We start from the raw sequence: 17,531 nt of genomic DNA on the forward strand, positions 1-17,531 counted from the left end.
TCATTGAACCATGGGCCGCGCAACCCGGTCAGTTTCCGCTACGGAAATTTTTTATGCTGCAGTGCAGAAAGACCCTTGCAATGCCGCAGTGCAGCATGTAGATGAGTGTCAGCCGCGGAGGAACCCGCCCGATGGTCGGGCAGACCACGCGACACGAACCGGAGATAGAGAATGACCAAGCAAGCTGATTTCACCAAGTACATGACCGACATGATGGGTTCGTTCCCCGTCGACACCTCGGCCATGACCGAAGCCTTCAAGACCCAGGCCGCCTTCGCCGAGAAGATGTCCAAGGTCGCTCTGGCCGCTGCCGAGCAGTCCGCCGAAGTGTCCCACAAGTGGACCCGCGAGACCCTGTCGAAGATGGCCCCCGTCGCCACCGTCAAGGGTGAGCCGGCCGACTACGCCAAGTCCATGACGGATTTCGCCTCGGCTTCCGCCGAAGTCGCCGCCGAGAACATGGCCGCTTTCGCCGAGATCGCCAAGAAAGTTCAGATGGAAACCGTCGAACTGATGATGGCTGCCGGTAAGGAAGTCCAGGAAGACGCAACCGCCGCCGTCAAGAAGGCCACCGCCGAAGTGACGACCGCGACGAAGAAAGCCACCTCCAAGTAAGAGGCAGCTTTGGTTTCACAACTAAGGGGCGGGTCCGATGGGCCCGCCCTTTTTCCGTTCCAATCCGGACATCGCCACGCCCGACTTTCCTGCGATGATCGACCCTTGATGTCGAGGTTGGACGTGGAAGACGTGAATGCGCGACTATGATCCGAAGATGCACCGGCGGGGCGGCCTGATTGCACTTGTCGGATTTCTTGCCCTTTTTGGTGCACCGGTCGGCTTTGCCTTTCTGGTGGAGATCGACGGGGTCTGGTCCCTGACGGAACTGACGATGTTGGTGGTGACGGCCCTCGGACTGGTCGCAACGATCTGGGGCGTCGTGATCAGCAAGCGGTCCGGGGCTACGATGTCGCGCGGCTTCAACCCCGATGGCACACCCCAACCGGCCAGCGCGCAATGGGCGGCCGTCACCATCGTGACGGGATTTGCCCTGGGCGGGCTGTTCATCCTGCGGGCCATGAACGGAACTCTTGGGGAAAGCACGACCCTGGTTGTCGGGGCCCTCGCACTTCCGCTGTTCGCCTGGCTCTGGTTCCGGGCCGTCCGCGACGAACGCGCGGGGCGTGACACCGACCGCTGACCCCCGCCGCTTGCCCCGGCGTCGCCCGTGCCCTTTTCCTTTGCGCTTTCGCCGCAGCGCGCTACGGTTGTGCTGCACTGCAAAAATGGGGAGGGATCGGTCATGACGGACGACATGAAGCCGCTGCTGATCAAGCGCTACGCGAGCCGCAGGCTCTACAACACCGAGACCAGCGACTACGTGACGCTCGAGGATATCGCCGGGTTCATCCGCGCGGGCCGCGAGGTGCAGATCGTCGATCTCAAATCCGGGGATGACCTGACGCGGTCCTACCTGTTGCAGATCATCGCGGAACACGAATCCAAGGGCGAGTCGGTCCTGCCCCTTGGCGTGCTGACCGACCTCGTCCGATCCTACACCGGGACGGCGCAATCGGTGGTACCCGAATTCCTTGCCTCCAGCTTCGAGATGCTGCGCTCGGGCCAATCGAAGATCGTCGAGAATATGACGGCCCTGAACCCCATGGCACAGATGCCCGGCTTCAAGGCGATGCAGGAACAGCAGGCCGCGTTCTTCAAGGCCATGACCCGGGGCTGGACACCGCCGTCCGAGCGCGCCGCCGACGCGCCGGAAGCGCCGCCGACCGCGACCGCAGGCGACGATACCTCCAAGGAAGAATTGGACGCGATCCGAAAGCAGCTGGCCGAGATGCAGGCCATGCTGTCGAAAATGAACAAGTAGATCCCGCGCATCCAGACAGAAAAACGGCCGCGCCCGGGACAGGCGCGGCCGTTCGTGTTTTCAGACGTCACTGGGCGGGAACGTAGCGCTCCATCAGCAGGCGAACGCTGCCGCCGTTGCCGTCCCCGACCAGGCGGACGGCGATGGTATAGGTGCCCGGCAGCAGACGGTTGACCATGAAACTGTCCAGACCGTCAGGGCCGTCATCGTTCTCGCCCACGCGGCGTCCGACCCGGTCGAACAGCGTCACGATGGGATCGTTGCCGTTGCCAATCACTTCGGTCACCAGCAGGCCCCCCGCAGGCAGCGAGAAGGTGAACCACTGCGCGGCCTGTGTCGCGGGCAGTTCGCGCAGCAGCGCGGTCTCCAGCGCGCCCAGGTCGGTGATCGTCACGGAATCGGTCGAGGTCGGCGCAAACTCCGCCTCGTTCAGGCGCCGCAGGCGGTCGGCCGACGGATCGAAGATGTCGAGGCCTACGGTGATCTCGTTGTCCGCGCCGTTCAGATCCTCGACCTCGATGCAGTATTCCCCCGACGCCAGCGGCGTGGTGAGGTCGATCTGGCTGTCGAGGCCGTCGTAGTCGTCGTTCTCCGCGATGGTCGTGCCCGACCGATCCAGGATGCGGATCAATGGATCGCCGTCCTGGCTGGTCGCGGTGATGATCATCGGGCTCGCCTCGCCCACCACAAGGCCATAAGCCGGGAACTGCGCCGCGGTGCCGCTGGCGCGCACGCCCTGCGTCAGCTCCGCAATCCCGAGGTTACCAGACAGCATCGGCGTGTCGGCGGCAAAGCATCCGGCGCCGGTGCCGCCTGCACTCGGAGCGGCCGCGGGCGGGCTGACACCGCCGTTGCCTCCGGCGTCGGGCCAATCGTGATCGCCGCGTCCGATGCGGACGGTCACATCCGTCACACCGCTTTCATAGCTGCGGGCGGCCAGGCAATAGGTCCCGGCACCCAGGGTCGACTGGATCTGGCTACCGAAATTGCCGCCGGAATCGTCGTCCGCCGCCACCTCGGTGCCCGCCGCGTCATAGACGGAGATATAGGGATCGCCCGCCGGGACGGCATCCACATCGATGCGGATGTCGGTGTCGCCCGACAGGGTGAACATGCGCACCAGATGGCCCGCAATCGGCACCTGCCCATCCGCGTCGAAGGGGGCGTCGGCCTCGGTCAGATCCGATCCGGCCTCATCTCCACCAACCCATTCGCCCACCAGGCTGATCCCGCCGCAGATCGGGGCCTGTGCGAAGGCCGGCGCGGCACAGGTCAAAAGCAGGGCGGTGCCCGTCAAGATGGATTTCATGGAATACCCTCCGCATTGAAGTCACGCGGAGGGTAGGGGGCGTCAGCGACAAGGGCAACCGGGATCAGGCGACTTCCGCAAAGACCTGGGCCAGGGCGGCCGAGAGTTTGTCGAACATCTCGTCCATCTGCGCATCGGTCATGATGAAGGGTGGGCAGAGCACGATGGACTGGCCGAGCGGGCGACAGATCAGCCCGTGGTCGGTGCAGGTGTTGGCGATCCGCTCGGACACCGACAGATGCCCCTCGAACGGCTTCTTTGTGGCCTTGTCGCGCACCGCTTCCAACGCCCCCATCAACCCGCGTCCGCGCCATTCGCCGATGTGGTCCTGATCGGCCAACTTGGCCATTCCGGCCTCGAACCGGGGGATCAGCCGCTGGACGTTTTCCATCAGCCCGCCATTCAGGACAAGGTCGATGGAGGCCAGCGCGATGGCGCATCCCACCGGGTGACCCGAGGCGGTGAAGCCGTGGGGAAACTCCTCGATGGCATCGGTGGCGCGCTGCAACCTGTCCGACAGTTCCGGACCCAGGATGACAGCGCCCATGGGAAAGAAGCCCGCCGTCAACGCCTTGGAGCTGATGATGGCGTCGGGCAGGAACCCATAGCTTTCGCATCCCCAGACCGACCCGGTGCGCCCGAAGCCGGTGATGACCTCGTCGGCGATGACCGGGATGCCGTGCTTGCGCAGCACCGGCAGGATCGCGTCGAAATAGCCGTCGACCGGGGGGATCACGCCGCCCGCACCCTGCACCGGTTCGGCAAAGAAGCCGGCGATTGTGTCGGCACCCTCTCGGGCGATCATTTCTTCCAGTTCGGCCACCAAACGCGCAAGGAAGTCGGCGGCACTTTCGCCCTCCCGCCCTTCGCGCCAGTAGTGCGGACAAGTCAGGCGCAGGAAGCCCGGCAGCGGCAGGCCGAAGACCGAATTATAGGGCTTGCCCGTCATCGACGCGCTGACCGCCGTCACCCCGTGATAGGCATTGCCCCGGGTGATGATCTTGCGCGCATTGGGGCGGCCTTCGGCGGCATGCAGGAACCACAGCATTTTGACCATGGTGTCGTTCGCCTCGGACCCGGAGTTGGTATAGAACACCTTTCCGTCTGCAAAGGGCGACACCTCCACCAGCTTCTCGGACAGCATGACGGCCTGGTCGGACATCCGCCCGAAGAAGGCGTGATAGCCGGGGAAGCGGGCGTACTGATCTTGCGCCGCCTTGATGAGGGCAGGGTGGTCGAACCCCGCGATCATGTTCCAGAGCCCCGAGTTTCCGTCGAGATAGCGGCGACCTTCGGTGTCGACCACATAGGGCCCCTCGCCGTGGGTCAGGATCACCGTCCCGCGCTCGTTGATCGAGGGAAGATCCGTGAAGCCGAAAAAGCTGTTCTGCTTTGCGCGGGCATCCCAGGAGTTGGGCAGGGTCGTGTCGGGCATGGTGCACCTCGTGAATGATGGATCACGCTATCCCGCGCCGGGGTCGGCGTCCATCCGGAGCGCGACCTTCGTGCATCACCCGGCACAGAAAAACCGACCCCGGACACCTCCCCCGCTTTCAACCCCGCAATCGGTCGGGGCAGGGTGGTCGCGGGGGGCTATTTGCCATGACAAACACCTTTTTCGGTGCGATTGCAGACGATTTCACGGGCGCGACCGATCTTGCGGCGATGTTGTCGCGCGCGGGCGTGCCGGTCACCCTGCGGATCGGTCTGCCCGACGAGGCGCGCGCGGGCGAGGCCACGGCCTTCGAAGTCATCGCGCTCAAGATCCGAACCAACCCGGTCGAGGATGCCGTGGCCGAAGCGCGGGCCGCGTTGCGCTGGCTTCGGGCGCGGGGCGCACGGCGGATCTTCTGGAAATACTGCTCCACTTTCGATTCCACGGCGCGCGGCAATATCGGCCCCGTCGCCGACGCCCTGATGAGCGATCTGCGCGTCGACCGCACCGTCCATTGCCCGGCCTTCCCCGAAAACGGGCGGCGGGTCTTCATGGGCAACCTCTTCGTGGGCGATCAGCCGCTGAACGAAAGCCCGATGAAGGATCACCCGCTGACCCCGATGCGCGATGCCAACCTGATGCGCCTGCTCACCCCGCAGGTGCAGCGCCAGACCGGCCTGATCCCCTTCCCGACCGTGCGGCAGGGCTCGGAGGTGGTGCGGGACGCGCTCGAGAAACTGGCGGGACACATCGTGCTGGATGCCGTCGACGACGCCGACCTCGTTACCCTGGCCGAGGCGATTCATGACATGCCGCTGATCTGCGGCGGCTCCGCCATCGCGCAGCCCTTGCCCGCACTCTGGGCCGAGACGGGCTCCATGGGCGCCTTGCCCGATCTCGACCTGCCCGAGGTTCCGACCGGCCGCATCGTCCTGTCGGGCAGCTGCTCGGCCATGACCCGCGCGCAGGTCAGCGCCTATCTCGACGCGGGCGCGCTCGGCTACCGGCTCGACCCGCTCGAACTGGCCCGTGACGGGGTGGCCGACGCGCGCAGCTGGCTGTCGGGGCAAAGCCCGGACCGCCCCAAGATCATCTTCGCCACCGCCGAGCCGAAGTCCGTCGCCGCCGCGCAGGAGGCCCTCGGCGTGTCGCGCGCGGGCGCCCTGGTCGAGGACGCGCTGGCGCAGCTGGCACAGGACGCGCGCGCCATGGGCATCGGCCAGATCGTCGTTGCGGGCGGCGAGACGTCGGGCGCCGTGACCCGCGCCCTTGGCGTCGACCGCCTGCGGATCGGGCCGGAAGTCGCGCCGGGCGTGCCGTGGTGCTTTGCGGGCGACAACACGGCGCTTGCCCTCAAGTCCGGGAACTTCGGGGCTCAAAGCTTCTTCAGCGATGCCTTCGACCTTCTGCAAAAGTCGTTTGTCGAGAAGGCCGGCTAAGGGGTAGGTCATCACGATGACACAACGATCCTGCCCCAATTGCGGTGCCGCGCTGCCCGAGATGCTGGCCCACGCCCGCATGATCAATTGCGAGTTCTGCGGGTCTTCGGTGGTTCTGGACGACGATGTCCTGCGCAAGGCGGGCGAGGCGGGCGAAATGCTCGACGCGCCCGAACTGGTCACCATCGGTCGCGCTGTCCGCCTGCCGCAGGGACAGTTCACCGCCTGGGGCCATGTGCGCTATGACTACGGTCTGGGCCACTGGGACGAATACTACGGCGAGCTGAACGGCGACTGGTGCTGGCTCTCGGTCGACGAGGGCGACATTGCCTTGCAATTCAAGGTCGAAGGGAAAGGCCTTGTCGCCACCGATTTCCGGCCCCTGGCCCAGGTCGAGATCGGGGGCACCAAATACACCTGCACCGAAACCGACCACGCCACGGCCATCGCCTTTCGCGGCCAGTTGCCGGAACCCGTTGCCATCGGGGACACGCACCGCTACGCCAACTTCCAGGGGGTCGGAGCCCGCATCGCCTCGGCCGAGATGTGGGATGGCGGGCATGCGCTCTTTGTCGGCGAATGGATCGATCCCTTCGACCTGAGGCCCGCATGACCGGCCACATCAAATCCATCAACTGCACCAACTGCGGTGCGGGCCTCGAGGTGATCGGCGGCGGCCGGGTGACGACCAAGGTCTGCTCCTATTGCGGGGCCGCGCTGGATGCCACCGACGCCTTCAAGGTGCTGGAAGTCTTCAGCGAGATGAAGCGCCCCGACAGCCCCTTCCGGCTTGGCATGCAGGGCGACTGGAACGGCGTCACCTTCACCATCATCGGGACCATCGGCCAGCAGGAATCCTATGGCGGCCAGACCTGGACCTGGGTGGATCATCAGCTCTATTCCCCGACCCATGGTTATGCCTGGCTTACCGTCGAGGACGGGCACACCATCATCACCCGCAAGGTTCGCGACTGGCCACAGCGGCAGTTCATCACCGAACATGTCGTTGAAAACGCGGAAAATCCGCCGAATTCCTATTGGCGGCAGCAACGCTTCACCTACTACAGTTCGTCCAATTGGCAGACGGTCTTCGTCGAGGGCGAATTCAACTGGCGCCCGCGCAGGGGCGCCCTCGGCTATACCGCCAGCCTGCTCAACAACGGCGATGACCTGGCAATGCTGCATTACGTCTCGCCGATCTCCGAAGGTGCGCGCGCCGAGCGCGAACTCGAGGTCTCCTACTATTGGCCCGAAGCCGCCGCCGCCTTCGGCGTCCGCACCATCCCCGTCCCCAAGGTCCACCCCCTGCAACCCTACGATGACAAGGCGGCGACAGGCATTCTGAAAGTCTGGTTCGCGGCGCTTTGCGTGGCGACCGTGGCGCTGGCCATCTGGATCTCGTCCCTGCAACCGCCCGGTCAGGCGATCTATTCGGGGATGCCAGGCGACTTGCCGCCCCTGATGACCTTCACCATCACCGATCCGACGCGACCCGCCCAGATCGCCTTGCGGCAGGACCTGAGCAATGCCTTCGCCTTCTACACGGTGAAGATGACCGGCCCCGACGGGACCGTCATGGCGGAAACCGGGCGCGAGGTCAGCTATTATTCCGGCGGCTCTGGCGATGACGCCTGGTCGGAGGGCAGCCGTCGCAGCACCCTCAACTTCGTCCCGCCCGTCGCCGGGGAATACAAGCTGACCCTGACACCCGATCCCTCGGGCACCCTGGACGCGCCACTGAAGGTTTCGGTGGCGGAAGGTCGGCGCAATGCACTCTGGCTCTGGCTGGCGCTGCCGGTCTTCCTGCTCTGCCTCGCCTGGCAGTGGACGGGGCGGATACGGCACAACAAGGCCCGGTGGGCCGGCACAGATTGGTATGATGACTGATGTTTCTGCGTGCTGTCGCCATGATCCTATCCGCTGGCCTCTTTATCGGGGCGGCCAACGCCAGCCTCAACAGTTGGGGCCTTGGCGCCGACCGCGACCTTCGCGGCCTTGGCACGCCCACGGCCTTCAGTCGAAGCCCGTCCATCCGCACGGGATCGGGCAGCAACGGAACCACACGCCGCCTCAGCGTGAAATAACCCAAGGGAGCACCCCATGACCGCCTTTGACGGAATCCTCTTCTCCGAAGTCGTCTCGACCGTCTTCTACACCTTCTTCGGGCTGGCGCTTCTGCTGGCCTGCTGGTGGCTGATCGAGCTGGTCACCCCCTTCTCGCTCCGCAAGGAGCTGGAGGAAGACCAGAACACCGCCATCGCCATCGTGATGGGGGCGCTGTTCCTGTCGCTCGCCATCATCATCGCGGCGATCCTGCGGGTGTGAACCACCCCCTGTCGACGCGGACCCTGTCGCCGCGGGGCACGGAGCTTTGGTTGCTCGGCACGACACTGGTCGTCGCCGTGGCGGGCCTCATCTACGAGCTGATCGCGGCCACGGTGTCGTCCTATCTTCTGGGCGATTCCATCCGGCAATTCAGCTTTGTCATCGGTGTCTTCCTGTCGGCCATGGGGGTTGGCGCCTTCCTGTCGCGGTTTGTCCACGACGCGGTGACGGGCTTCGTGCGTGCGCAGATCGGTCTGGGCCTGGTCGGCGGGTTCGCCGCCCTGATGACCTTCTCCAGCTATGCCATGGCCGAGGCGGTCGCCGTTCCGCTCTATGGCTCGCTCATCGTGGTGGGGGCCCTGTCGGGCATGGAAATCCCCCTGCTGGCCCGCATCCTCAAGACCATCGGCGCGGGCCGTTTCCGTTTCGAGAACGTGCTCAGCTTCGACTACCTCGGCTCGCTCCTCGCCTCACTGGCCTTCCCCGTGCTGATCGTGCCCAACCTCGGTCTGATCTCTGCGGGGCTTGCCTTCGGCTTGCTCAACCTCGCCGTCGCGGGCGGCACGCTCTGGGTGTTTCGCGACCACCTGGGGTGGGGCACGCGCGCGGCCTGGGGGCTGGCGACGGCCTTGGTCGCGGCGGCCCTGATCTGGTCGGGGCCCATGGCTTCCGCCCTCGATGCGCGGCTTTACGAGGATGAAATCATCTTCAACACCCGCACCGAGTATCAGCAGGTCACCGTCACGCGCCACCGCGGCCAGACCCGCTTGATGCTGGATGCGTCGATCCAGTTCGATACCCTGGACGAAGCGCGCTATCACGAACCGCTGGTCCATCCGGCCATGGCGCAGGCCGCGCGCCGTGCCGACATCCTGATCCTGGGGGGCGGCGACGGCATGGCCACCCGCGAGGTCCTGCGCTGGCCCGATGTAGAACGCATCACGCTGGTCGATCTGGACCCCGCCGTCACCACCCTCTTTCGCGACCGCGACAGCCTGGCTGCCCTCAACGATTTCGCCCTGCGCGATCCGCGCGTCACCATCGTGAACGCCGATGCCTTCACATATGTGCGCGACGGAGAGGGGGCCTTCGATGTGGCGATCCTCGATCTGCCGGACCCCAAGAACCTGTCGCTCTCCAAGCTCTACACCGTCGAATTCTATCGCCTTCTTAAACGTCGCATGTCGGCCCAAGGCATCGTCGTGACCCAGGCGGGCTCCCCGCTCTTTGCGACCGATGCCTTCTGGATCACCGCCACGACGGTTGGCACCGAATGGTCAACGGTCCCTTACCAATCCTACGTACCCAGTTTCGGCCTCTGGGGCTTCGTCATGGGCCTGCCCGAGGGGATGCGTCCACGCGCCGACCCGTTGCCGGACGGCCTGCGCTATCTGACACCCGGGGTCTGGCAGGCCGCGCAGGCCTTCGATGCGGGGATCGGCCCGCGTGACGTTCCGGTCAACACGCTCTCGACCCATCCGCTGCCGCGCGCCTACGAGGCGGGGTGGAAGGCCTGGTACGAATAGGTCAGGCGGGCACGCCGCGCGGCACGATCTGTCGGCTGGTCCGCGCCGGGGCCAGCGCCGCGTCCAGATGATCCGCCGCCGCCTCGACCGGCGCATCGCCACACATGAACAGGTCAAGCGCAGCGTAGCCGTGTTCGGGCCAGGTGTGCACCGTGACATGGCTCTCGGCCAGCATCAGGACGCCGGTTACGCCGCCGCCCTCGAAGGGATGGAAATGCCGCGACAACACGGTGGCCCCCGCCGCGACCGCCGCCGCCTCCATCGCCTCGGCCAGCGTCTCCGGGTCCAGATTGCCGCCCCAGTGTTCCAGGATCAGGTGCCGTCCGATCATCGCCTCAGCGCTCCATCGGGATGGTCACGGGGCCATCGTTGACCAGATGCACGGCCATGTCCGCACCGAACCGCCCGGTCTGCGTCGCGATGCCAAGGTCGCGCAGGCAGGTAACGAAATGCTCATACAGCGCCTCGCCCACCTCGGGCCGGGCCGCCGTCGAAAAGCCGGGCCGGTTGCCGCGCGACGTATCGGCGGCCAGCGTGAACTGACTGACCACCAGCGCCTCGCCGCCGACATCCGTGATTGCCCGGTTCATCTTGCCCGCCTCGTCCACGAAGATGCGCAGCTTCGCGACCCGCTCGGCCAGCGCCCGGGCGTTGTCTTCGGTATCGCCCTCCATCGCGCAGACCAGGATCATCAGCCCCGTGCCACAGCGCCCGACCGTCACGCCGTCGATATCGACGCGAGCTTCGGTCACGCGCTGGATGACGGCCTTCACAATTCCCGGTCCCAGGGCGGGTTCGCGCCCGCGCGGCTAACCGTGATGGCCGCCGCCGCGACGCCGAGTTTAAGCGCCTCGCTCAACGCGTCATGCGGGGGCAGGCCCTTGGTCAACGCCTTGGCGCGGTGCAGTCCGGCCAGAAAGCCCGCGTTGAACGTGTCTCCCGCGCCCACGGTATCGACCACATCCACCTTGCGGGCGGCGACATGAACCTCGTCCGTCCGGGTGATGGCGCGCACGCCTTCGGCCCCCTTCGTCAGGCACAGAACCTTCGGCCCAAGGTCCAGCACATCGCCCGCCGACATGCCAAGCCACTCCATATCCTCGTCCGACAGCTTGACGATATCGGCCAGCCCCAACAGACGGGTCAGCCGCGCGCGGAAGCGATCCTCGTCGCGGATGAAGCCGGGGCGGATATTTGGGTCGATCATGATCGGCAGGTGCCGGTTGTCGAGCGCCAGCGCCGCATAGGCCTCGGCGCAGGGCTCCACCGCAAGGCTGATCCCGCCGATGAACAGCGCGGTGACCCCGTCCATGTCCGGCGCCTCTGCATGGGTCAGCATCCGGCCCGCCGTGCCCTCGTCATAAAAGGCGTATTCCGCGTGCCCATCCGTCAGCGTCACAAAGGCCAGCGTCGTGGGCCGGTCCGACAGGGCCGCGCGGTTGCCGACGCGGGACGCCGACATGGCCTCCGACAACCGTTGACCGAACAGATCGGTCGACAGACCGGTGTGCAGCGCCACCGGCGCGCCAAGCCGCCCCAGGGCGATGGCCGTGTTGAACACCGCGCCGCCCGTCGCCGGATAGAACCCCGGCCCGTCGGAGGTCTCGCGGGGCAGCATGTCGATCAGGGCTTCGCCTGCACAAAGGATCATGGTCGGGGTCCGTTCATTGCGATTGCGCGGCGATGTAGCCGACGATGGCCGCCGCGATCAACGCCGCGATGACGGCGAAGGCGATCTTCCACTTGGACCAGGGCCGTTCGCCCTGCACCCGGCCGGTTTGCCCATTGACGACGAAGCGATAGGACGTGCCGCGGTATTTGTAGGCCGCGACCCAGACCGGCAGCAGGACATGCTTGAACGTCACGTCGCTGATCCGCGTGTCGATCCGGTCGATCCGCTGCTGGTCGCCGCCGATGTCCATGCGCACGTCGCGGGCGATCACGGCATCCATATGCGCGCGCGCCTCCGTCAGGCCGTCGGCCAGTTCGACTTGATAGGCTTCGGCCCGGAATCCGGCCAGGAAGTGCGGCGCATAGGGCGACAGGGCCGACATGTCCCAGGGTTCCAGCGCGTCGGTGTGCCGTTTGGGCAGCGACCGGGACGCAAGGACGACCACATCGTCGAAGAATCGCGCGACCCGTCCCCGGCGCGGGGTCCAGCGGATCTTGGCGACCTGCACCTGCTGGCGCTTGCCGTCGCGCACCACGGTCTGCGTCTCCCAATAGGTGTCGCCGCGCTGGCCGGAATAGGTGCTCTCGGTCTGGGCGTCGAAGGTCCAGAAGGGCACATAGATGCCCGACAGCTTGCGACCCTTCTTGGCGTAGTCCTGCAATCCGCCGGGGGCGAACCACAGGTTTCCCAGCCACTCCGACATGGCCTGATGGGCCTGGCGCTCCTCAAGCACGAAGGGGATGACACCCGCCGGCTTGATGTGCCGGTTGGTGCCTGTGCCGGTCACCACGGGCGTGGCGCAGAACGGGCATTCGGCGGCGTGGATGTCGGGGTCGAACTCCACCTGCGCGCCGCAACTGGGGCAGTCGAGAACCCGGGTCTCCTCCTGCTCTGCCGCGCCGCCACGGGCGTCCAGCCCTTCCTCGATGGCGATTTCGCGGATCGTGTCGCGCGTCGCGGGCAGGCTTTCGGTATTGCCGCAATGGTCGCAGATCAGCCGGTTGTCGCCCGGATCGAACCGCATGTCGCTGCCGCAGTTGGCGCAGGGAAAGCGGTGTTCCTCGGGGGCGGGGGGCGGCGTGGTCATAGAAACCTCTGGATGGACTTCGGCGCCATGATCCGCAGGGCGTTGTCCCGCAGACGGTAGTGGCGCCAGACATGATAGGCGACGTGGAACACCACGATAACCGCAAGGCCATAGAATTCCACTGTGTGCAACGTCCCGGCCCAGGCATTCGCGGTCGGCAACCCGAGCGGTGGCGCAATCGGAAGGATGGTGCCCGCGAACAGGACCCGGCTGGCCGTCAGCCCCAGAAGGAAGCCGGTCAAGGCCACCCCGAACAGCCCCCAGATCAGCGTCAGGTGCAGCGGTCGATGGATCGCCCGCGCCCACCCCTGCAATTTCGGCCCGGGCCGGGAGGCCAGACCTGACCGCAGCAACCACCCCGTCCAGAGCAGCGCCATCGTCACGAAGATCAGGCCAAAGACGGAATGCAGCTTGACCCAGATCGACCCCCAGGCGGCGACATCGCGCGGCTCGACCAGCAGGAACCACACGAAGAACGGCACCATCGTCCAATGCAGCGCCTTGAGAAGGGCGCGCCGTGTCGGACGCGCGATCATTCCGCGTGGGTGTCGAAACACCCGGCGCGTTCGGCCAGCAGGGGCATCCCCGTCTCCATCCACCAGCGCAGCGACACCCATCCCGCCGACATGCCCGGTCCCTCGTCGATGACGGCGGTCAGGCGCATGCGCGTCGGGTCGACCGGGCAGGGCAGGGCGGTGTCGGTCACTGCCAGGAATACCCCGCGCAGCAATTGGTAGCGGTCCGCCACGTCCGTCGGCACCGGGTGCCCCTCCAGCGCCGCCGCCATCCGTTGCCAGACGGGGCGGTCGCCGCGCAGGCCCCAGGCCACAGGCTCGGGGTCGAAGACCGCGTCCCAGGCAAAGGCCATCAGATGCCGGGCGGGGGCGGGGGCGGCATGACGGTGAACAGCTGCGCCAACTCGTCCACGTCCCCGGCCTTCAGCCAGCCATCCTGACCTTGGGTCCAGACATGGGTGTCGCGCTTGACCTCGCCCGCGCTGACCATGCGGCCCAGGGCGGCCTTGCTGAACGGGCCCTTGGTCTCGCCGTTCTCGGCCACGTGCCAGACATGCTCCACGGGCGGGGGCGGGGGTGCTGCGGGGGCGGCGTGATGCTGCGGCTGCGCCCCCCAGGGCCCCGCGGCCCCGGCGATGCCTTGCGCCATGCCCATGCCCATCCCCATGCCAAGCCCCGCGCCCATTCCCGAATTGGGCGTGGCGGCGGCGGTCTGCATCGCCTCGGCGGTGGCGTATTGCTGATACTTCGACAGATCGCCCAGAACCCCCATCGACGTGCGCTTGTCCAGCGCCTCCTCGACGGCGGGCGGCAGCGAGATGTTCTCGATATACAGCTCGGGCACCGCGATGCCGTAGTCGGCGGTCGTCACCGTCACCTGATCGGCCACGATCTTGCCCAACCCGTCGGTATTCGCCGCCATGTCGAGCACCGGGATATTGCTCCCCGCCAGCGCCCGGCTCGCCGATTGCACGATCATGTTGCGCAGCTGGAACTGCACCTCGTCCTGGGTGAACTCGCCGTCGGTGCCCACGATCTCGGTCAGGAACTTGCCCGGGTCCGACACCTTGATCGCATAGGTCCCGAACGCGCGCAGCCGCACCGGCCCGAACTCCGGATCGCGCAGGGTGATCGGGTTCTTGGTGCCCCACTTCAGGTCGGTGAACCGCCGTGTGGCGACGAAATAGATCTCGGACTTGAAGGGCGACTTGAAGCCGTGATCCCAATGCTGAAGCGAGGTCATGATCGGCATGTTGTTCGTCTCGAGCATGTAGAGCCCGGGCATGAACACATCGGCCAGCTGGCCCTCGTGGATGAAGACGGCGGCCTGCCCTTCGCGCACGGTCAGCTTGGCGCCATACTTGATCTCGTGCCCATAGCGGTCGAACCGATAGACCATCGTGTCGCGGGTATCGTCCGTCCATTCGATGACGTCGATGAACTGGCCGGAAAGGAAATCGAGAATGGACATGAAGGGCCTCCGTTAGGACTTCAGAAAAATGCGGGCGGGCTCTACCGGTCGCCGCTTGCGCATCAGAATTGCACATATAGGGGCTGTGTGTCGCCTTTTGCATCCCGCAGATGGGGGATGGCGGGCGACCGGGGCCTTGCGGGCCGGATTGGCGGTGGAAATCCGGATGTCGGTCACGATACCCCACCCCCGAGGAAAGATCGCAAGGGGCGACCGTCGCGGTGCCCCCAGAGGTCGATCATCACACCACAAAACGCGCCGTCCGCATCGTTCAGGCGCAGCGCCGTAAACCTGTCGTCCGCCGCGCTCCCGCAGAGCCCGCTGGCCAGGTCGAACCAGCCATGTGGCCCGGTCGGAAAGGCAAAGACGCCGCCCGGCGCCCCGACCCATCCCGCCGAATACTGCGCAACCTCCGTCACCACGGCGTCGCCGCTGCCCAGGGTCAAATGCGCGCCCCGGGTTTCCACCGTCACGCTTTCGACGGCTGTCATCGGACAGGCTGTCGACGCCTCTCCCCAGATGACCTGAGGCTCGAACCCCGGCGTGGCCTTGGTAAAGACGCGCAGTCCTGTCGTCTCCAATGCCAGTGTCACCGCACCGCCCGCACCGCCGACCGGGGCGAAGCCAAGGCAGCCAGACGTCAGGATCAGCGGCCCGTGATCTGTCCAGACACCCGAACGCTCGCTGATCCGGTCGATCCATGCGCGCCCACCCGTCTGATCCGACATACCCTAGACCGGCCCCGCGTCGCGCAACTCGGCGGCGATTTGCGCCACGATGGGCCGGGCTTCCTCGGCGGTCATGCCGATGCGCAAGCGACGATCATAGAGCATCCGCAGCAAAAGCTCGTCATGTCCGGTCAAGAGCGCGAATTCCTCGTCATCGTTGAAGATCGACGGGCGCGCCGCAGGGCTGTCATTGGCCAGGCCCAATCCTTGGGCGATCTCTTCGTGATAGCACGACAGGCGGAACAGGTCGGGATGTTCGGAGCGCACGAAGGCGATGGCCGAGATATAGGCGTTCGGTCGTTCCGACGACGACGAGGCGTAGACCGCGCAATAGGTGGAACTGCCCAAGCTGGTGATCTCGCGGATGGTCTGCCGCCCCAGGGCCGGCTCGACGGCGGCGATCTGGGGACCAAGGGCCCGCTGCTCGTCCACCGAGGCCACGAAGATGTGGTAATTGCCGCCCCCGTTCACCAGCGAGATGGGGTGACCGCTGATCCGGCGCAGCCGGGCGACATAGGCCGCGATCCGCGACCGGTCCTCGCGCTGCGTCTCGGCGTCGACGGAGGCGCCGAAATGCAGCTGGATGCGCACCGGGCGCTCCCACCGACGCAGCTGCGCGCGGCTCTGCCGGGCCACATAGCGCCCGTTGATCTGCACATATTCGGAAAACAGCGCCACCCGCTCGAAGTTGCGCGCCAGTTCTGCGGGGCCAAACGGCGTGTCGGGTCCGCCGCCATCGACCCGCATCAGCCCATCCGCCAGCAGACGCCGCTCCAGCCGCGCATAGAACAGCCGCGCCGACCGGCTTTCCGCCGAGACCTCCGGGCTCGACACCTCGGGACGGGCCACAGGCGGGGTCGGGGCCGCGTCCACAGGCGGTGGTGCGGTCTGGCTTACGGGCTGACATGCGGCAAGGCCGACGGCCAGGGCCGCCACGAGGAGAGCTTTGAAGTGCATCAGGCTGTCGGAACAGACGCCCCGGCGTCGCTGGAGGCATCTCGCGCCTTGGCCGAGGCGAGCGTCTCGCGCAGTTCCTTCTCCATGTGCTCCAGTTCCTTTTCGGCCTCGGCGCGGCGGGCCTTGCCCTCGTCCGCGATCTGCAGGCTTTCGTTGATCGTCGCCACCAGATCCTCGTTGGCCTGCCGCACGGCCTCGATATCGAAGACGCCGCGCTCCATTTCCGTGCGCACCACCGCATTGGCCTCGCGCAGGTTCTTGGCATTCGCGGTCAGCAATTCGTTGGTCAGGTCGTTGGCGTCTCGCACCGCCTCGGCGGCCTCGCGCGACCGCTGGATGGTCACGGCCTGCGCCAACTGCGTCTCCCAGAGGGGCACCGTGTTCACGAGGGTCGAGTTGATCTTGGTGACCAGGCTCTTGTCGTTCTCCTGCACCAGCCGGATCGAGGGGAGCGACTGCATCGTCACCTGCCGCGTCAGCTTCAGGTCGTGAACCCGGCGCTCCAAGTCGTCGCGGGCCGCGCGCATGTCGCGCAGCTCCTGACTGCCGATCATCTTGTCGTCCTCGGGCAGGGCGGCCACGGCGGCTTCCTTGGCGGGGATGGTCGTCGCATCCAGCTCGGCCAGCTTTGCCTCGCCCGCCGAGATATAAAGCCCAAGCTCCTCGTAGAAATCGAGGGTCTTCTCATAGAGCATGTCCAGCGACTTGATGTCCTTGAGCAGCACATGTTCGTGCTTCAACAGATCGTCGGTCACCTTGTCGATCTGGCTCTGCACGTTTTCGAATTTCGCCAGGAAGTTGGAAAAGGGCGCGGCCTTCCCCGTCAGCTTTTCCCACCAGGACCGCTTGCGCCGCACGTCCAGTTCGCTGACCGAAAAGCCGCGAATGGTGCTGACGATGCCGCGCAGACTGTCGCCCGCCGGTCCCACGTCCTTGTTCTTCACGTCCGCCAGCATGGCCTGGCTGATCTGCTGCAATTCCGCCTGCGCCGCCGATCCGAAGCTGATGATCGACTGGGTGTTCGTCATGTCCAGCTCGTCCATCCGCTTGCGGATCGCCTCGGCGACCGGGGCCGGGGCCGCCTCCAGTGCGACAAGCTCCGTGCCCGGCTCGCGCAGGGGGATGGCGGCGACCTCGGCGATCTCGGCGGTGGCAAGCTCGGCCTGCTGGCGGATAGTGGTGTCCATG

Annotated in this window: 21 protein-coding genes; 9 read left to right on the forward strand and 12 right to left on the reverse strand. The window is 66.2% G+C overall.

The window, feature by feature from the left end; all coding sequences use genetic code 11:
* The first annotated feature begins 171 nt into the window (after positions 1-171).
* The 3 genes from BM002_RS13950 to phaR all read left to right on the forward strand — a co-directional run bounded on the left by BM002_RS13950 (position 172) and on the right by phaR (position 1,879).
* The gene (locus BM002_RS13950; RefSeq protein ID WP_092782394.1) at positions 172-615 is read left to right on the forward strand and encodes a Phasin; all 444 of its coding nucleotides are present in this window, start codon (positions 172-174) and stop codon (positions 613-615) included.
* Between the two features lie 136 nt (positions 616-751).
* Positions 752-1,198: a hypothetical protein gene (locus tag BM002_RS13955; protein WP_092782397.1), complete on the forward strand. Its 447-nt coding sequence runs from the start codon at positions 752-754 to the stop codon at positions 1,196-1,198.
* Between the two features lie 102 nt (positions 1,199-1,300).
* Positions 1,301-1,879 (forward strand): polyhydroxyalkanoate synthesis repressor PhaR, encoded by a 579-nt coding sequence (gene phaR / locus BM002_RS13960; RefSeq protein ID WP_092783242.1) that lies wholly within the window; start codon positions 1,301-1,303, stop codon positions 1,877-1,879.
* Between the two features lie 67 nt (positions 1,880-1,946).
* On the opposite strand, the gene BM002_RS13965 is transcribed toward phaR, so the two are convergent.
* Positions 1,947-3,188, reverse strand: coding sequence for a PPC domain-containing protein (locus tag BM002_RS13965; RefSeq protein WP_092782400.1), 1,242 nt, complete (start codon positions 3,186-3,188; stop codon positions 1,947-1,949).
* A gap of 64 nt (positions 3,189-3,252) precedes the next feature.
* Entirely contained in the window at positions 3,253-4,623 is a 1,371-nt protein-coding gene (locus BM002_RS13970) for an aminotransferase (protein WP_092782403.1), read from the reverse strand.
* Positions 4,624-4,790: 167 nt separating this feature from the next.
* Here BM002_RS13970 and otnK point away from each other — a divergent pair, with 167 nt between their 5' ends.
* Genes otnK through BM002_RS14000 form a run of 6 tightly spaced genes read left to right on the forward strand, consistent with a single transcriptional unit; the run spans position 4,791 to position 9,913 of the window.
* Positions 4,791-6,062 (forward strand): 3-oxo-tetronate kinase, encoded by a 1,272-nt coding sequence (otnK, locus tag BM002_RS13975; protein ID WP_092782406.1) that lies wholly within the window; start codon positions 4,791-4,793, stop codon positions 6,060-6,062.
* A 16-nt stretch (positions 6,063-6,078) separates the two neighbouring features.
* Entirely contained in the window at positions 6,079-6,675 is a 597-nt protein-coding gene (locus BM002_RS13980; RefSeq protein WP_092783245.1) for a DUF4178 domain-containing protein, read from the forward strand.
* On the forward strand, positions 6,672-7,949 hold the full coding sequence (locus BM002_RS13985; protein WP_175484906.1) for a DUF4178 domain-containing protein: 1,278 nt from the start codon (positions 6,672-6,674) through the stop codon (positions 7,947-7,949). The genes BM002_RS13980 and BM002_RS13985 overlap by 4 nt, the downstream gene beginning before the upstream one ends.
* Positions 7,949-8,146 (forward strand): hypothetical protein, encoded by a 198-nt coding sequence (locus tag BM002_RS13990; RefSeq protein WP_092782411.1) that lies wholly within the window; start codon positions 7,949-7,951, stop codon positions 8,144-8,146. Before BM002_RS13985 ends, BM002_RS13990 begins: the two co-directional genes overlap by 1 nt.
* Positions 8,147-8,162: 16 nt before the next feature.
* The gene (locus tag BM002_RS13995) at positions 8,163-8,387 is read left to right on the forward strand and encodes a DUF350 domain-containing protein (RefSeq protein WP_092782414.1); all 225 of its coding nucleotides are present in this window, start codon (positions 8,163-8,165) and stop codon (positions 8,385-8,387) included.
* Positions 8,384-9,913 (forward strand): polyamine aminopropyltransferase, encoded by a 1,530-nt coding sequence (locus tag BM002_RS14000; RefSeq protein WP_342707329.1) that lies wholly within the window; start codon positions 8,384-8,386, stop codon positions 9,911-9,913. Before BM002_RS13995 ends, BM002_RS14000 begins: the two co-directional genes overlap by 4 nt.
* Position 9,914: 1 nt before the next feature.
* Here BM002_RS14000 and speD read toward each other — a convergent pair whose 3' ends face one another.
* From speD to BM002_RS14050, 10 genes are all read right to left on the reverse strand, one after another.
* A complete protein-coding gene (gene speD, locus BM002_RS14005) occupies positions 9,915-10,244 on the reverse strand; it encodes an adenosylmethionine decarboxylase (RefSeq protein ID WP_092782417.1) in 330 nt (109 codons plus the stop codon).
* A gap of 4 nt (positions 10,245-10,248) precedes the next feature.
* A complete protein-coding gene (gene dtd, locus BM002_RS14010; RefSeq protein ID WP_092782420.1) occupies positions 10,249-10,686 on the reverse strand; it encodes a D-aminoacyl-tRNA deacylase in 438 nt (145 codons plus the stop codon).
* Positions 10,683-11,564 (reverse strand): carbohydrate kinase family protein, encoded by an 882-nt coding sequence (locus tag BM002_RS14015; RefSeq protein WP_092782423.1) that lies wholly within the window; start codon positions 11,562-11,564, stop codon positions 10,683-10,685. Before BM002_RS14015 ends, dtd begins: the two co-directional genes overlap by 4 nt.
* 13 nt (positions 11,565-11,577) lie before the next feature.
* Positions 11,578-12,672 (reverse strand): TFIIB-type zinc ribbon-containing protein, encoded by a 1,095-nt coding sequence (locus BM002_RS14020; RefSeq protein ID WP_092782426.1) that lies wholly within the window; start codon positions 12,670-12,672, stop codon positions 11,578-11,580.
* Positions 12,669-13,208 (reverse strand): cytochrome b/b6 domain-containing protein, encoded by a 540-nt coding sequence (locus tag BM002_RS14025; RefSeq protein WP_092782429.1) that lies wholly within the window; start codon positions 13,206-13,208, stop codon positions 12,669-12,671. The genes BM002_RS14020 and BM002_RS14025 overlap by 4 nt, the downstream gene beginning before the upstream one ends.
* Positions 13,205-13,540, reverse strand: a complete 336-nt coding sequence (locus tag BM002_RS14030; protein ID WP_092782432.1) for a hypothetical protein — start codon at positions 13,538-13,540, stop codon at positions 13,205-13,207. The genes BM002_RS14025 and BM002_RS14030 overlap by 4 nt, the downstream gene beginning before the upstream one ends.
* Positions 13,540-14,658 carry an SPFH domain-containing protein gene (locus tag BM002_RS14035; protein ID WP_092782435.1) on the reverse strand — a complete coding sequence of 373 codons (1,119 nt, stop codon included), beginning with the start codon at positions 14,656-14,658 and terminating at the stop codon, positions 13,540-13,542. The genes BM002_RS14030 and BM002_RS14035 overlap by 1 nt, the downstream gene beginning before the upstream one ends.
* Positions 14,659-14,831: 173 nt before the next feature.
* On the reverse strand, positions 14,832-15,386 hold the full coding sequence (locus BM002_RS14040) for a hypothetical protein (protein ID WP_092782438.1): 555 nt from the start codon (positions 15,384-15,386) through the stop codon (positions 14,832-14,834).
* 3 nt (positions 15,387-15,389) lie between these two features.
* Complete coding sequence (locus BM002_RS14045) at positions 15,390-16,343, reverse strand: DUF2927 domain-containing protein (protein WP_092782441.1); 954 nt, start codon at positions 16,341-16,343, stop codon at positions 15,390-15,392.
* The gene (locus tag BM002_RS14050; RefSeq protein ID WP_092782444.1) at positions 16,343-17,530 is read right to left on the reverse strand and encodes a toxic anion resistance protein; all 1,188 of its coding nucleotides are present in this window, start codon (positions 17,528-17,530) and stop codon (positions 16,343-16,345) included. The genes BM002_RS14045 and BM002_RS14050 overlap by 1 nt, the downstream gene beginning before the upstream one ends.
* Position 17,531: the final 1 nt, after the last annotated feature.

Origin of the sequence: Jannaschia pohangensis, from assembly GCF_900113875.1 — a bacterium.
Lineage (GTDB): Bacteria > Pseudomonadota > Alphaproteobacteria > Rhodobacterales > Rhodobacteraceae > Jannaschia > Jannaschia pohangensis.